13 protein-coding genes are annotated in these 13,617 nt (G+C 65.7%); 3 read left to right on the top strand and 10 right to left on the bottom strand.

What is annotated here, in order from left to right:
* Positions 1 to 12 precede the first annotated feature (12 nt).
* Positions 13 to 318, bottom strand: a complete 306-nt coding sequence (locus AC1DEM_RS05790; RefSeq protein WP_476883557.1) for a hypothetical protein — start codon at positions 316 to 318, stop codon at positions 13 to 15.
* A gap of 179 nt (positions 319 to 497) precedes the next feature.
* Between AC1DEM_RS05790 and AC1DEM_RS05785 the strand changes: the two genes are divergently transcribed.
* Positions 498 to 1,298 (top strand): alpha/beta fold hydrolase, encoded by an 801-nt coding sequence (locus AC1DEM_RS05785; RefSeq protein WP_476883556.1) that lies wholly within the window; start codon positions 498 to 500, stop codon positions 1,296 to 1,298.
* 98 nt (positions 1,299 to 1,396) lie between these two features.
* On the opposite strand, the gene AC1DEM_RS05780 is transcribed toward AC1DEM_RS05785, so the two are convergent.
* The 8 genes from AC1DEM_RS05780 to AC1DEM_RS05745 form a co-directional block, all read right to left on the bottom strand.
* Entirely contained in the window at positions 1,397 to 2,485 is a 1,089-nt protein-coding gene (locus AC1DEM_RS05780) for a DUF3616 domain-containing protein (protein WP_476883555.1), read from the bottom strand.
* A 156-nt stretch (positions 2,486 to 2,641) separates the two neighbouring features.
* A complete protein-coding gene (gene ggt / locus AC1DEM_RS05775) occupies positions 2,642 to 4,468 on the bottom strand; it encodes a gamma-glutamyltransferase (protein WP_476883554.1) in 1,827 nt (608 codons plus the stop codon).
* A gap of 368 nt (positions 4,469 to 4,836) precedes the next feature.
* Positions 4,837 to 5,709, bottom strand: coding sequence for a Rieske (2Fe-2S) protein (locus tag AC1DEM_RS05770; protein ID WP_476883553.1), 873 nt, complete (start codon positions 5,707 to 5,709; stop codon positions 4,837 to 4,839).
* 130 nt (positions 5,710 to 5,839) lie between these two features.
* The gene (locus AC1DEM_RS05765) at positions 5,840 to 7,813 is read right to left on the bottom strand and encodes an aconitate hydratase (protein ID WP_476883552.1); all 1,974 of its coding nucleotides are present in this window, start codon (positions 7,811 to 7,813) and stop codon (positions 5,840 to 5,842) included.
* A 160-nt stretch (positions 7,814 to 7,973) separates the two neighbouring features.
* On the bottom strand, positions 7,974 to 9,035 hold the full coding sequence (locus AC1DEM_RS05760; RefSeq protein WP_476883551.1) for a hypothetical protein: 1,062 nt from the start codon (positions 9,033 to 9,035) through the stop codon (positions 7,974 to 7,976).
* 167 nt (positions 9,036 to 9,202) lie between these two features.
* A complete protein-coding gene (locus tag AC1DEM_RS05755; protein ID WP_476883550.1) occupies positions 9,203 to 9,865 on the bottom strand; it encodes a DUF2182 domain-containing protein in 663 nt (220 codons plus the stop codon).
* 105 nt (positions 9,866 to 9,970) lie between these two features.
* On the bottom strand, positions 9,971 to 10,576 hold the full coding sequence (locus AC1DEM_RS05750) for a DUF1326 domain-containing protein (protein ID WP_476883549.1): 606 nt from the start codon (positions 10,574 to 10,576) through the stop codon (positions 9,971 to 9,973).
* A gap of 203 nt (positions 10,577 to 10,779) precedes the next feature.
* A complete protein-coding gene (locus AC1DEM_RS05745) occupies positions 10,780 to 10,983 on the bottom strand; it encodes a hypothetical protein (protein WP_476883548.1) in 204 nt (67 codons plus the stop codon).
* A gap of 100 nt (positions 10,984 to 11,083) precedes the next feature.
* Between AC1DEM_RS05745 and AC1DEM_RS05740 the strand changes: the two genes are divergently transcribed.
* Entirely contained in the window at positions 11,084 to 11,398 is a 315-nt protein-coding gene (locus AC1DEM_RS05740) for a hypothetical protein (protein WP_476883547.1), read from the top strand.
* Between the two features lie 148 nt (positions 11,399 to 11,546).
* A complete protein-coding gene (locus AC1DEM_RS05735) occupies positions 11,547 to 12,359 on the top strand; it encodes an IclR family transcriptional regulator (RefSeq protein ID WP_476883546.1) in 813 nt (270 codons plus the stop codon).
* Between the two features lie 72 nt (positions 12,360 to 12,431).
* Here AC1DEM_RS05735 and AC1DEM_RS05730 read toward each other — a convergent pair whose 3' ends face one another.
* Positions 12,432 to 13,571, bottom strand: coding sequence for an aromatic ring-hydroxylating oxygenase subunit alpha (locus tag AC1DEM_RS05730; protein WP_476883545.1), 1,140 nt, complete (start codon positions 13,569 to 13,571; stop codon positions 12,432 to 12,434).
* Positions 13,572 to 13,617 lie beyond the last annotated feature (46 nt).

Genomic DNA, 13,617 nt, shown 5'->3' with positions numbered 1-13,617 from the left:
ACGCCAGGACCGCTATTGGGGCGAATCGTCGCCCGCTGGCCGCACTGTCTCGGCGTCGGGGTCCATTGCCACAAGCCCGGTGTCGTCCGTCACCTCTGTCAGCTCCTGGGCGATGTCAGGCTTGAGCCAGGACGCCACCACGCTGACGCCGCCGCCGTCGTCGCGGTCAATCACGACGTCGATCTCGCTGGCGGCCGCGCCCATGCCCAACAGCTGTTCGCGATACGACGCCGCCAGGGCAACCAGGCTTTCCTCAGTCCACTCCCCCGGCCGGATCCTCGTTGAGATTTCGACCGGTTCAGGCTGGTACAGCGTCATGAAAATCCCTCCTTTGGGGTTGACCCGGGGCGGGCACGAGCCCATTCTCGTCTCCTTGGCCGGTGTGCGCCAGAGCGGTCGGTCCAGCCGCCGTTGCTGCCGGGCGTTCCGGAGGGAACGCCGCGGTGGCAGACTTTTGTTCACCAAGTTGTGCCGATAGGAGGTTCCCGGTGGCGGGCATGGCTGAGGCCCTTTTGCACGACGGCACGGCAATACCGATGCTGGTGAGCGGTGACGGCCGGGCGCTCCTGATCCCTGCGGATATGAAGCCGCATTCCGCGTCGGAGGCCCAGACAATGCGCGATTGGGGCGCCGACCCCGGCCTCGGGCCCAACCTCGTTGCGGCCCTCTCGCAGTCCTATCGCGTGGTGGCGGCCGACTACGAGGGCCACCGGATGGCGCACCCGGCACCGGACACCCTCACGCCGGAGAACGTCACGGCCGATTTCCTGGCCATCGCGGATGCGGCGCACGCAGAAACCTTCGCGTACTACGGCTACTCCTGGCTGGCCCTGTGCGGTTTGCAGTTGGCGGTCCGCACACACCGGCTCTGGGCGCTCGTCATGGGCGGATTCCCGCCGCTCGAAGGCCCGTACAAGAGCATGTTGGCGCTCACGCAGGCGGCCCACTCGGCGGCCGCCAGCTCCTCGTCCTCGGGACAATCTCCGGCGGTAAACCTGCCCGTCGAACCGGGCGACTGGGATGCCGCGACAATACAGACCACCGAAGCCCAGACCCGCCAGTTCCTCACGCTGTACGAGGCGCTCCAGGACTTCGACGACTCAGCTGTTGCGCTGGCCGGGAACCTCCCCCGGCTTGCGTTTGCCGGCTCCGCCGATCAAATCGTGTACGGACCCCGTTGGGGAGACGTGACGGTGCGGATCGGCGAACCGCTAGCTGCCCGCGAGCGCGAGCTCATCGACGCCGGGTGGGACGTGCAGGTGCTCCCAGCCCCTCGATCACCTGGGCGCGATGCATAGCGACGTGGTGGTTCCCCTCCTGAGGGCCTGGCTCGGAAAGGTGGGACGGGAGCACTAAGAACGCCGACAACCTGCGGTGCTGTGGCGGCGCTGGTTACCTACGTGCTGAGACGGAAGACATCGGCCTTGATCTCGTGGCGTCCGGTTTTCCGCTTCCCAGCCGGTGTCCCATACAAAACCAGTGCCGACCTGCCGTCGTCGAGTACGGTGATCCCCTCGGCATGGTCCTCACCCTCACCAAACGGCGCGTCAAATTCGCAAGGTAAGTCGTCCTTCTGCAGGACGGCCTCGGCCTGCGAGGTCAGCGCGTTCCGCCAACGAAACGCGGCCGTGCGCCCGGCAAGCTCCATGGTGGGTCCCGCCAGGACGAGCAGGTCCGCTCCGTGACGGCACAGGTCCCGCACGCCCAAACCATGCAGGCGAAGGAAGTGCTTCCGGTAGCGACGATTACCCGGACCGATCGGCTGCGGCTCAATGCCGGGCCCGTCACCAACCTGGAGCTCGATGATCAGGGCCCACCCGCGCAGCACCGGCCCGCGCAGACCGACGAACACCCGGTCTCCCGCCACGGCAAGGCCTTCGCAGTCAATGCCGTTGTCCTTGCCCGGGATCGGCCGCGACCCGGACTTCGAGGACCGGATGAAGCTCCCCAGGTGAGGGTCATCGGCCAGGAGATCCACCAAGTCCGTGCCCCGGCCGAGGCCCAGCACGGCCGGGCGTTGCTGCTGCCCTGTCCGGCCGCCGCCCGGATCGAGGAGGGACTCAGTGGAGAGGCGGGCCAACACCCGGCGGCGCGGGCTGACCTCCACTGTCGCCAGGGACTTCTGTGCCTCTTCGGGCGTGGCGTTGTTCTTGACCTGTTTGCGGGCCGGGCTGTGCGATCCGAGCAGCCACAGCGTGTCGCCTTCGACATCCAGGCCTTCGATGTCCATCTCGCCCCTGTCCCCAGGCAGCTCGAGGACGTGGGTGAGATCGAAGCTGCGATGGGCGCGCGCGTGGTCGCCGGACTCCAGCGTGAGCCGCTCGATGCTGGTTGTCTCGTCATTGGCGACCCAAAGGTGGGAGCCCTGGCGGGCCACGGCGGACAACCCGTCGCGGAGGTCTGCCTTCCGGTCAAGGGTGCTGCGCTGATCGAGTACGAGGGCGACCTCACCGATTGGTTCGTCCGGCCGCGGCCATCCGCTCACCGTGGATCACCCCGCCCTCATCAGCTGCGGTCGGTCTCTCATCTCAGCTCCAATGTTTACTGACAACATTCCCTCCGGGCGGGCAGGGCGCGGCCATTGTTCCCCCCGCCCAGCCTCCGCCAGTGCTCAGCCGGTGTCCCCGGATCGGGCAGACAATCACCGCGAATGTTTGACCACCATCGCAGAGCCGCCCCCGCGCCTCACCGGCTCAGCGGCGGCGACCATGCGTCCGTCGGAGTTGAACTCGATTGCTGTCGCCGCGCCGATCTCCGCCGCGGACGTCGACGGCGCACCCGCCGGCACGAGCTGATGACCGTACGGTGCCAGCTGGGTGCCGTACGCGGTGATGAACTCCGACTCCGCTGTGACTGTTGCCGCGTTCCGCTGCGACGCACGCGGCGCCGCGATCGCCTCCGAGATGCTCATGCCCAGATCCACCCGGTTCAAGATCGTTTGCAGGACGGTTGTGATGATCGTCGATCCACCCGGCGAGCCGAGCGCGAGGAACGGTTTGCCATCCTTGAGGATGATGGTCGGTGACATCGAGGAGCGCGGACGCTTCTTCGGCTCAATCCGGTTGGGGTCGGTCGGGTCATAGACGGCCGAGAAGTCGGTCAGCTCGTTGTTGAGCAGGAACCCGCGGCCGGGAACCACGATGCCGGACCCGCCCGTCTGCTCAATCGTGAGCGTGTATTCAACCACGTTCCCCCACTTGTCCGCGACGGTCAGGTTGGTGGTCGAGATGTTCTCGGTGTCCCTCTCGACCGCAGGCGCCGCGGCGGCGGCGGGACACACGCCGTCGTACGAGGCCACATCACCCGGCGGGACCGGCTTCGTGGCCGCGTGCCGCGGATCGATCTGGCACCAGCGCTCCTTGCCGAAGCGCGGGTCAGTGAGCGCGGAGGTGGGGACGTCGACAAACGCCGGGTCGCCCACGTATTTGCCCCGGTCCGCGAAAGCCAGGGCGCTTGCCTCGAGGTAATGGTGCAGGGCGTCGGGTTTGGACATCTCGGTGAGGTTGAGTGGCTCGAGGATGTTCAGCGCCTCCGCGACGGTGGTGCCCCCGCTACTCGACGGCGCCATGCCGTAGACGTCCAGCCCCCGGTAGTCCACGTGCGTGGGGGCCTGATCCAGGACCTGATAGGCGGCGAGGTCGGCCGTCGTCATGCGGCCCACGGGAACGGGCAGCGCAGTGCCCGGGGCCTTCGGCGGAGCCTGCACACTGGCCGCGATTTCCGCGGCCAGTGTGCCGCGGTAGAAGCCGCGCGCGCCTTGCTTGGCGAGAAGCCGGTAGGTTTCGGCGAGTTCGGGATTCCGGAAGACACTGCCGACGGCGGGTGCGTCGCCGCCCGGCAGGAACAGCTTGCTGGTCGAGGTGAACGCCGCGAACCGGGGCTTGTTCTCGAGGGTCTGCAGCCGGAACGTGGCGTCTACGACGAAGCCCCTCGTGGCAACCTTGATGGCAGGTTTGAGAACATCTGCGAGGCTCAACGTCCCCCATCGGTCGAGTGCGCGCTCCCACGTGGCCGCCGTGCCGGGGACACCAACGGAGACGCCGCTAGTGACGAGCTCCGGCGTGAAGGGGTACGGCTTACCGGTCGCCGGGTCGATGAACGCGTCATGGCGCATCGCTGCCGGTGCAGTTTCACGGCCGTCGATGGTGCCGACCTTGCGGGAGTCCGCGTTGTAGAACACGAAGTAGCCACCACCGCCGATCCCGGCGCTGTACGGCTCGGTCACGCCTAGGGTCGCGGCTGCGGCGACGGCGGCGTCCGCCGCGTTTCCGCCCTTCCGGAGGACGTCAATTGCCGCAGCCGAGGCCTCGGGATCCACGGTGCTCACCGCGCCGCCGTACCCCGTGGCGGTCGCGGTTCTTTCGGTCTCTCGCGCGTCGGCGAAGGCGGGGGCGCTAACGGTGCCGCTGGCCATGCCCAAGGCCAGAACCGCCGTTACGGCAGCGAGTCGGCGTCCCGCAGGTAGCATGGTCGCTCCGGGGTCAGGGTGATGCGAGTACACGGTGGAGTCACCGTACCCCTCCGCGGGGCGACACTCAACACCCTCAGCACGTTTGGGCCGGGCGGTACTGGCTGAGGGTCCTACCGGGTCCGACACGCGTCGGACGTGAGCGTTGCGGCCCGATCGACAGCGCGGCAGACCTCGTGGAAGGCACGCAGGTCGAGCGGCGCACCGGCATTAAAGGCTGGTGCGCTCAGCCCGGCGATGCCCGCCTCAGCGTTCCCGAGACGGTTGTTCCTCCCCGGTGGAAGCAGATGGTGAGTATCTTTGTTGGGGTCCTGGCTCCGCAGGAAGCGCTGAGGGAGCCGGCCGCCGAGCTCCTGGTCGGTTCGCCCTTACCCGGCCCCGGGGAGGGACACCTTAACCAGACCGTTCTCGATGCGTGTGCTGAACCGCGGCTGGGCCGCCGTCGCGGGTCCCCCCATAACCTCTCCGCTACGCAGCGAGAAGGCACTCCCATGCCACGGACAGACAACGCAGGGCTCCCCGCGTTCTTCAACCCGGCCCTCGTGGAGGGGCCCTGACAAGTGGCTGCAGACATCCGACAAGACGTGGACGGCATCGCCCCGGCGGAACACGAGCAGTGGCATCCCGGCCACCATCCTCCGCTCCAGTTTGCCCTCAACGAGCTCGTCCAGCGGCGCCAGGGCGTGCCAACCGACGGGGAAGCGGTGAGGAACATCCTCGCTGTGGTTTACGCCGGCAGCCTGACGATACGTGAGATGGCCACCGAGGAAACCGGCGGCGGCAAGCGTCGCAAACCCGAGATATCCGAGCAGCTTGCCTCGTGGCTGCCGCCCGCGGGACCGCTCCACCAGCGACGCGACGTACAAACCAGTGGCCGCGAGGTTCCCCGCGGCGTGGACCAGGCCGACGCGCTGCTGCTGTTCATGAAGTTCCGACCAGTCGGTGAAGCCGGCCACAGCGGAGGGAACCGCGCTGATCACCCCCACGCCAATCAAGACCCCGGCCGCCCGGTCGTTGCCGGGCACGGCATCCAAAATGGCGGCCGATGTCCACGCCCCCATCGGTATCTGGACCCCAACAGGGTGAACCGGATGTCCCAGGGGCACCCCGTGGAGCACATCACGGAGCCACGGGAACCGGACAATGGAGTTCACAGTTCCTTTTACTCCCGCGACCAAAGGATCAAGCCAGGGACTGTCCTCCAGTCGAGAAACGAGATTCAGCAGCGGCAACGGTCTCATGTGTTTCCTCCATCATCTGATCGTTGAGCTGAGCCTAATTTCTCGGCCTTCGTCTGCACAGCCCCCGGAGGATCAATTGCGCGCCGGTAGCCGCACCGAAGCAATGGGAGCCGGGCGCTCACGCCGTTGCTTAGTCGCGCGCGTCCCGCGCCCTCCTTTCACGCAGCCAAGGGATGAGACCACCGGCCAGGAGCATGTCCACCTGGCGACCGGAGAGGCTGTGCCGCACGGGGTAGACCTCGCCGCGGGTCTCGTTCTGCACAAGGATCTCGTTGCCTGCCACGAGGGCGTCGTGTATTCCTGTCAGCAGGAGCACATCGCCTTGTTGGATCCGGTCGTGATCGGCGGCATTCGTGAACTCGAGTGCGAGGACCCCGAAATTGGCCAGATTCTGCCAATGGATCCGCGCGAAGGAGACGGCCACCACTGCACGCAGCCCGAGGAAGCGTGGGGTGATAGCTGCGTGTTCGCGTGAGGATCCCTGGCCGTAGTTGGTGCCGCCGACCAGGATGTGGCCTGTCGCGTCGCGGGTCCGTGCGGCGCGGGCGGGGTAGGAAGGGTCGACCTGATCGAAGGTAAATTCGGCGAGCTTGGGGATGTTGCTGCGGTAGGGCAGAACGCGCGCACCGGCCGGCAGAATCTCATCGGTGGAGACATCGTTGCCCACCACCAAGGCGACTGGCGCCTCGATGCGGTCGGCCAGGGCGCCGAATACCGGAAGAGAGGAGATGTTTTCGCCCTTGACCAGGGCCACTTTGCCGGCTTCCTCCGGCGGCAAAGGCTCCTCCAGCATCGCCACGTTCACGCTCGACACCTCGGGAAGTTCGATCACGGGGTATTCCAGGTCGAAGAGCTCTGTCAGGTCCCGCGGGTCTGTGATCGTGCCGGTGAGTGCGGCAGCCGCGGCCGTCTCCGGTGAACACAGGTAGACCGAGTCCTCCTGCGTGCCCGAACGGCCCGGAAAGTTGCGGGGCATCGTGCGCAGGCTGTTGCTTCCGTTGGCGGGGGCCTGGCCCATCCCGATACAGCCCATGCATCCGGTCTGATGCAACCGGCCCCCGGCGCTGATCAGATCAAAGGTGGCGCCCATCCTGGTGAGGTCCTGCAGAATCTGTCGCGAACTCGGATTGACGTCAAGGGACAGCCCGGGGTGGCACTGCCGCCCCTTCATGATTGCCGCGACAATGGCGAAGTCGCGCAGGCCCGGGTTCGCTGAGGACCCAATCACCACCTGCGCCACCGGCCTGCCCACGACCTCCCGCACCGGAACGACGTTGCCGGGCGAGCTGGGCAGGGCGATGAGCGGCTCGATCGTGGCGAGGTCGATCTCGTCGGTCACGTCGTAGGAGGCATCGGAATCGGCGAGGAGTTCGGCGAAGTCGCCCTCGCGCCGTTCGGAGCGCAAGAAGACCCGGACTTGGTCGTCGGCCGGGAAAACCGTGCTCGTCGCACCGAGTTCGGCACCCATGTTGGCAATCACGTGGCGGTCCATAGCGCTCAGTGTCGCCAGGCCGGGGCCGTGGTACTCGATGATCCGGTCCCTGCCGCCCTTGACGCCGTGCCGGCGCAGCATTTCGAGAATGACGTCCTTGGCACTGGTCCACGGCGGCAGCTGGCCGGTAAGCCTCACGCCCCAGATCTCCGGCATCTTCAGGTAGAGCGGTTCCCCCGCGATTGCCAAGGCTACTTCGGTGCCGCCGACGCCGATTGCCAGCATCCCCAGTGAACCTGCGGCCGGGGTATGGCTGTCGGAGCCGACCATGGTCTTGCCCGGAACACCAAACCGCTGCATGTGAGTCGGATGCGACACCCCGTTTCCCGCTTTCGAGAACCACAGGCCAAACCGGCGGCAGGCCGAGCGGAGAAAATCATGGTCTTCCGCGTTCCTGCTGTCGGCCTGCAACAGGTTGTGGTCCACGTACTGCACGGATACTTCAGTTTGTACCTGGTCGAGCCCAAGGGCCTCAAGTTCAAGCATGACCAGCGTCCCGGTCGCGTCCTGGGTGAGGGTCTGATCGATATGCAAACCGATCTCACGCCCGGGAATCATTTCTCCGGCGACCAGATGCGATGCGATGAGCTTCTGCGCCACGTTGTAGGCCACGGCGGGCTTCCTTACTCGAAACGCGAGGCCGGACGCAGCCGTCGGCAACGAACCGGCTACCGGGCACTCGCCTTATCCCCAAAATAGCCCACTCCGGGCGCCGGGAACAGCGGAGATCGGACGTCCTCGGGCAGGGATGCCCGGGCGGTCCGTATGCCGTTCATCGCGGCAGTGTCTGCACCGGCACGCTTCTGGTGTTCCAAGAGCTGAGGAAGGCCAGGGCCGCAGCCAATCCCGCACTCAGCACGACGGCTCCCAGCCACATCGACACGGGCCATTGAATCGATGACCCCAGCGCGATGCCGGCCAGTTGGCCCGCCCAGATAAGTGCCGCGAGTGTTGCGGTGACAGCCGGCAGCCGGCGCCGCAGCCACGGTCCCTCCCGCCCTGCCAGCAGCACGTCAGCCGCCACAGCGGCTATCGTGGCTCCTGCCGCACCGGCGACCGCTGCCGGGCGCAGCCCCGACATGGCCAAAGGCAGCCACGCCACCACGGCGACCAGGATGGTGGCAATGCCGTAAGGCGGCCGTCGGGTGCCGGCGAAGGTGTAAAGGAAGGGCCCGGCTATCAGCGCCGTGGTTACCAGATAGCTGGCCAGCCCGAGGGCCGGACGCAGTTCCGCCTGGGTGTGCCCGGGGCTCCCGATCGGCGTCTGGAGATATGGGACGGCGGGCGGCGTCCGGACAAACGCCGAGCAGTAGATCAGGAAGAAGGAGCCCAGTCCGGTCATAAGGGCGAGAGAAAGCACTGCGGGCGGCGTCCATCTAAAAGCCCCCGGCCCGCCGGCGGCCCGTGCACTACGGATGCCGGTGCCGAGGATGAGGAAGAGGCTGAACCCCAGCAGCAAGTGTGTGGGGCTCACCAGCGCATCGAGGGAGACTTCGATCCCCAGGACCTCGTGCCAGGCCAGATCCAGAACGCCGGCGACGGCGAAGAGCACGAGTCCGATGACCGTGCCCTGGTAGCCGGCCGGCACCGCCCGGGTCAACGGCCGCCCGGGCTGACGGTTCCGCCAGATCACGCCTGCCGTCCACGCGGCGGTGGCCACAAGGCCCGAATAAAGCGCGGCGTGCCAGGGAGTGAAGAAGGTTTCCAGCTCGGGAATGTGCAGGTGGGCCCAGCCGTCCAGGAAGACGGCCAGGAGGAGCCAGATGCCCAGCAGTTCCGTCACAAGGTCGTTCCGCGCGCCTGCCCGGAGTGTCGGTGCCGCCGTGTCCACCATGGTCGCTCTCCTCGCAGTCAACGTGCCACCCCACGCGGCCGGGGCCGCCAGTATGCGGTCCCGCACCGACTGGTTAAAGCTTGGACCTCCCGGTGTCCTACTGCCAGTGCCACCGTCGCCGTTCCTGGAACCCGCGTGGGTCATTCGAAGATGGCGCTTACCGTCCCTCACATGGGTGCGGTCATTTGGAGCCCTGGCAGCAACTCCGGGTGGGCCGGGACGAAGAACGCGAAAACAATCAGCGAGACTCCAGTGACACGGCTAAGGGCGGGCCCGTATTTCCACGTCTTCTCCAGGAAGATGACTACCGTGAGCACCGCCATCCATGCCAGGTTCATCACGCCAACGGCAATCAGCACCACCATGAGCCCCCAACAGCACCCCACGCAATACACACCGTGATACATGCCTACGCGGACATCCCGCAGGCGGCCCTTGTATCCGGAGACGTGCAACAGGAATGCTACCGGCGACCGGCAGTGCCTGAGGCAGAAATCCTTCAGCGGGGTCAGCTGGTAGGCGCCAGCCACCATCAGAACTCCTGCTCCCACCCAGGGTGCGATAGCCGGCCCGTCCTCAGCCAGCAGCGCAGAGAGCGCCGCGGCAGCGTAGGCAACGACTCCGAATCCGATCCACGTCAAAAGGTAACCGCCCACCAGGCCAGTTGTCCGGGTGGCCCGGACCCGGCGGCTGCGGACGGCACGGATGGATCTGAGGTAGGTCGAAGTGAGCGGCGCCAGCGCGGGCAACATCATGGCGGCCATCATCAGTGTCCACACGCCCAAGAAACCCCAGAGCCCCAGTCCCGTGGTTCCCGGGCCTGTGGACATGTCGGCGAGGCCTGAGAAAGTGAAATACCACGCCAGTGCGGCGCACCCGATCAACGCCAACTCTGCGGCATGGTGGCTGACTGTCAGGCCGCTCCTGCCCGGCACTTAGGCGGACCAGGCGAAGGGGGCCGAGAAGGAGTTCTTCCCGGCGTTATCCCAGGTCATCCCGAACACGTCGACGCGGGCGGTGCTGGATGTTCCGGCTGCCAGAGTGTCGGCCGGGAATCCGACCCCGCTAAGTTTCACTCCTCGCCCTGTGGAATCAAATGGATTCAAGAAGTCCTCGACCACCATCTCGACTGCACTGCCAATACGCACCTGGTGGACACGCCCGTCGTCGGCGTAGGCCATCTCCAGGGACTCCATGCCCGCCATTTCACCGATCAGGGGTGCGAGGCCCTCCATCGGTCCGCCGAGCTGGCCGCCGAAGACTGCACCGAGCGATTCGGCCTGCTCGGCTGAAGCGGCGGCGTCCATCAGGAGACCGACCTTCCAGCCCCCCTCACTCATCAGGGCAGGTGTATCGGCGAGGACGCAGACTGTCAGACCGCCGACGTCGACACCGTTGACTTCGCCGGTTTCCACGTGGAAGGCCAAGGCCACGTTGCAGCGGTCATTGTCCGCCGGTGCCGTCTGTCCTGTCGCCGTACACGGGCAGACCATATCGCAATTGCAATTCTCAAAATATGTACCCTCGACATGCCACGGCATTTTGGGCGTCCTTTCGAAGAGGCACCCCCCAAAAATAAAGTCTCCTCGCGGCCCTGAACAGTGTCAACGGTGGATGGTGACCCGTGCATCAGGCCCTTCAGGGGCGCCCCCCACGTCGAAGGGATGGGTGCAATGAGCCAAAAGTTTGCTGGTGGGAGAGGCCGAGTGGCGGCCCTGTCACCGGTGGGAATGTGCCGCCGCTGCTAACCGGCCGGCGCCACCACGTCCTCCAGCATTGCCCGGTCGAAGAATCGGATCTCGCCGGTCGCCTCGAAAAACACGGGTACGACTGAAGTATTCGCGTCCTTCGAGGTTTCGTAGATCTCGGGAGCGCTCCCGTGTTTTCGCGCGATGGTGCCAACCAGCTCTGTGCCGCGAACCCGGACGGTGCGATATTTGTAGCTCATTGGACCCCTTTGTCTGCCGCCTTCGTCTGCCAAGGCAAACGCTACTCCTGAGAAGGCGATTGAGATCCGTCCGGCGACGCAGTTCGAGGACGTTAAGACAATGGTCGGACCCAAGCGGCCCGATGCGACCGTGTGCTGGTGCCTGAGCTACCGCATCCCTTCCAAGCAGAACGTTCAGGTGCGTGGCACGGAGCGCGGCGCGTTCGTTGAACAATTCGTGAGGCAGATTCCGCCGCCCGGGGTACTGGCGTACGACGGCGACGAGGTGGTGGGCTGGGCCGGCCTCATCGACCTGACCATGGCCTACGTTGGCACACAGAAGCTCGTCGAACGGGCCGGGTTCACCAGGGCTGCCGACACCGACTCCGTGATCAAGGGCTTCCCCCGCGTGCTGATGCGCCTGGAACTGCGTTGATTGCTGGTCGTGTCAATCGACTTAACCTAATGTCGGCCCCGTTACACCTCACGGCATAGGATCGAAACTGTGGAACTAACCGAGAGGACGCTACAGGCGGCCTTGTGGCGGGTAAGCAAGCCGCAGAAACTACTTGAGAGTATGAATCATGGCTTCGAAAAATGACCCCGAGTCCGACGTCGATGCGGAGTCTGGCCAGCACGGCGGCGTCCAGTCGGTGGACCGGGCCCTGATGGTCCTGGAGATCCTGGCGCGGGACGGCCATGCGGGCGTGAGCGAAATCGCCGACGAGATGGGCATCCACAAGTCCACCGTTTCCCGGCTGCTGGGCTCGCTGGTGAGCAGGGAAATGGTCCACCAGAACAGCGAGCGCGGAAAGTACCAGCTGGGCTTCGGCATCCTGAGGCTGGCAAGCTCGATCCCCGGGCGGCTTAGCCTGGTCCGCGAGGCGCGGCCAGTTCTGGAAAGCCTGGCGGAGGAATTCAAAGAGACAGTGAACCTCGCCGTCCTGCGCTCCAACTACGCCGTCAACGTGGACCAGGCCATGGGCCCGTCAACACTGGCCACCTACGACTGGGTGGGCAGCCTGACGCCGCTGCACGCGACCTCCAGCGGAAAGGTCCTGCTGGCAGCACTGTCCGCGGACGAGCGGGACCGCATCCTGAAGGAGACCGGGCTTCCGGCCCGGACGCCGCGGACCATCACCAACAGGAACAAGCTCGAAACCCAGCTCCTCGACGTCGCCCGCGACGGCTACGGCGTGGTCCGGGAGGAATTCGAAATCGGGCTCAACTCGATGTCCGTGCCGGTGTACAACCATGTGGGGGCCGTAATCGGCGCCGTCAGCATCTCCGGACCAGCCTTCCGTTTTGATCCGGAGACGGCGCCGGGACTCCCCGAAGCGCTGAAACAGGCGGGACTGCAGATCAGCGCGAATATGGGCTACACCGGCGGCCGGTGATTGGCCCTCAAGCCGAATCGGGAAGGGCCCTCCGCGCTAAGCGACGGCGAAGGGCCGCAACCCGGCGAAGCCTCAACGACCAGTGGGGGTAACGTCCCCAACCTTCTCCTGGACCCAGTCGTGGAAGGCGCCGATGTGGTGCTCGCTCGGCACCAGCACGCCGCCCTTGGCGTAGACCTTCGAGCCCATGGCCGGCTGGCACCGTTCACAGGCGTCGAAATCCTGCTGGTTCACGCGGTGGAACAGCTCCACAGAAGCGCTGACGTCCTTGCCGCTCTCCACAACGCTGGGCACATACAGCCAGTCGCACTCCACGATCGTGCGGTCCGCTGCCATAGGGAACATGCGGTGGATGATCACGTGGTCCGGAACCAGGTTCACGAACACTGTGGGCTTGATGGTGATGGCGTAGTACCGGCGGTCCTGGTCCTCCCCCACCCCCGGAATCAGGTCCAGCCCTTCCGAGCCGTCGATGGTGAAACCCTTGACGTCCTCGCCGAATTCGGCGCCATGGCCCACGAAGTACTGCGCAGCCAGGCCGTCAGCGAATTCAGGCAGCACCTCGGTGAGTTCGGGGTGGATCGTGGCGCAGTGGTAGCACTCCATGAAGTTCTCGATGATGAGCTTCCAGTTTGCCTTCACGTCATACCGGATGCGGCGGCCCAGGCTGAGGTTGGCAACGTCGTAGCCTTCGATCGCCTTGAGGTCGCCGAGCCGCTCCTCGATGGCACCCATGACCTCATCTTCGAATGATGGCGGCTCGTCGGCCAGGCACACCCAGACGTAACCCAGGTATTCACGGATATGGACCTTCACCAGGCCGTACTCGTCCCTATCGATATCCGGCATCTTGGTCAGGTTGGGGGCCGCGATGAGTTTGCCCTCGAAGTCGTAGGTCCAGGCGTGGTACGGGCACTGGAACGAGCGTGCGGCTTCGCCCTGCTCTTCCATGCACAGCTTGACGCCCCGGTGCCGACAAATATTGTAGAAGGCACGGATTCCGCCCTTGCGGGTGCGGCTGATCAGCACGCTCTCCCGCCCGATCTGGACTGTCCGCCAGGCGCCTGCCTTGTCCAGGTCGGCAGACCGCACGGCGCAGAACCACATCTGCTCGAAGATCCGCTCCTGCTCGGCCCGGAACACGGCCTCATCCACATATGTATAACCGGGCAGCGTGGGAATCAGACTCGGGGCACTTACCTCAAGAGACAATTTGTCCTCCTAACGAACAAAGATCAACGAAAGCTGGAACTTGTAG

The organism is Arthrobacter sp. 05T420, from assembly GCF_056396305.1.
Note: the sequence above shows the minus strand (reverse complement) of the source record. Positions and strands in the feature narration are given on the sequence as shown.

Excerpts from the sequence above, each read along its gene's own strand:
- AC1DEM_RS05790 (WP_476883557.1), bottom strand. The coding sequence starts at position 318 with ATGACGCTGTACCAGCCTGAACCGGTCGAAATCTCAACGAGGATCCGG.
- AC1DEM_RS05740 (WP_476883547.1), top strand. The coding sequence starts at position 11,084 with ATGGTCGGACCCAAGCGGCCCGATGCGACCGTGTGCTGGTGCCTGAGC.
- AC1DEM_RS05760 (WP_476883551.1), bottom strand. The coding sequence starts at position 9,035 with ATGGTGGACACGGCGGCACCGACACTCCGGGCAGGCGCGCGGAACGAC.
- AC1DEM_RS05735 (WP_476883546.1), top strand. The coding sequence starts at position 11,547 with ATGGCTTCGAAAAATGACCCCGAGTCCGACGTCGATGCGGAGTCTGGC.
- AC1DEM_RS05785 (WP_476883556.1), top strand. The coding sequence starts at position 498 with ATGGCTGAGGCCCTTTTGCACGACGGCACGGCAATACCGATGCTGGTG.
- AC1DEM_RS05770 (WP_476883553.1), bottom strand. The coding sequence starts at position 5,709 with ATGAGACCGTTGCCGCTGCTGAATCTCGTTTCTCGACTGGAGGACAGT.
- AC1DEM_RS05750 (WP_476883549.1), bottom strand. The coding sequence starts at position 10,576 with ATGCCGTGGCATGTCGAGGGTACATATTTTGAGAATTGCAATTGCGAT.
- AC1DEM_RS05745 (WP_476883548.1), bottom strand. The coding sequence starts at position 10,983 with ATGAGCTACAAATATCGCACCGTCCGGGTTCGCGGCACAGAGCTGGTT.
- ggt (WP_476883554.1), bottom strand. The coding sequence starts at position 4,468 with ATGCTACCTGCGGGACGCCGACTCGCTGCCGTAACGGCGGTTCTGGCC.
- AC1DEM_RS05755 (WP_476883550.1), bottom strand. The coding sequence starts at position 9,865 with ATGTCCACAGGCCCGGGAACCACGGGACTGGGGCTCTGGGGTTTCTTG.